Genomic DNA, 1,144 nt, shown 5'->3' on the forward strand with positions numbered 1-1,144 from the left:
ACTCGACCTGCCTCATGCACTGGTCGAGTGGGTCACGATGCTTATCGTCACCCGTGAGGGTGACCGCCGCTGCAAGCTCCCGCCGCACAAGCGCGCCCTCGTCGCTCTCGCCTACCTGCGCAAGCACGACACTCTCGCGCAGATCGCCGCCGGGTTCGGCATATCCGTAGGCACCGCCCACGCCTACACCACCGCCGTCGTGCGGCTCCTCGCCGACCGGGCGCCGGGCCTGCTCAAGACCCTGCGCGAGCACGACCCGGACTACGTGCTCCTGGACGGCACCCTCAGCGAGTGCGACCGCCTGGGCGACGGACGCGCCGATTACTCCCACAAGCACCGGCGCCACGGCGTGAACGTGCAGGTCGTCACCGATCCCGGCGGCCGGCTGCTGTGGCTCTCGCCCGCCCTGGCGGGCCGCGCTCACGACCTGACCGCCGCACGCACCCACTGCATCATCCGAATCTGCGAACGCCAGGGCGTCCCGATCGTCGCCGACCGCGCCTACATCGGCGCCGGCTCCTGGGCCACCACCGCCATCCGCCGCCCGCCCAACGGCGAACTGTCACCGACCGAACGGACGCTGAACCGGGCACTCGCCCGGGCCCGCGCTCCTGTCGAACGAGGCGTCGCCCGCCTGAAGTCCTGGCAGATCTTCCGCCGGAGCCGCTGCAGCCCGAACCGCATGACGGACATCGCCGCCGCGGTCCTCACCCTGGAGAGGCAACGCTGAAAAGGCTCAGTAACTGCCGCCCCCTCCGGCGCACTTCCGCTCGGTCATGCCGTCGTGCTCGGCTGGGAGATACTGCGGCCATGCACGGGTCCAGTTAGCGCGGTATAGCCGGCGGCGGCGCGCGATCTCCAGCGCGCGACCCAACAACTGCGAGGCGGAGGCCGAGGACTTCCTCGGCCGCTGCCTGGTGGCCCTGGCGGTCGAGCCCCGCGGACGCCGGTGTCCCGGCCGTGTAGGACTGCCGCTTCATCGACTGCGGTCGCCCGGCCGGATACCTGCAGGACCGTCCTGTATCGGCCTGCACGACCTGGCCACCTGGTGCGCCGTTCACGGCCGTGCAGTGTCCTGGGGTTGACCGTCCCGTGTGCGGTCCCGGGGCTGGGGCTTCTGCTCCGACTCCTCGTGCGGTCGCGG

1 protein-coding gene is annotated in these 1,144 nt (G+C 71.3%); it reads left to right on the top strand.

What is annotated here, in order from left to right; all coding sequences use genetic code 11:
* Window positions 1–730, top strand: a 730-nt coding sequence (locus ABZ070_RS37470) for a transposase family protein (protein ID WP_356640688.1), incomplete at its 5' end; no start/stop codon positions are given.
* Window positions 731–1,144: the final 414 nt, after the last annotated feature.

Source organism: Streptomyces sp. NPDC006283 (genome assembly GCF_040613325.1).
Classification (GTDB): Bacteria; Actinomycetota; Actinomycetes; order Streptomycetales; family Streptomycetaceae; genus Streptomyces.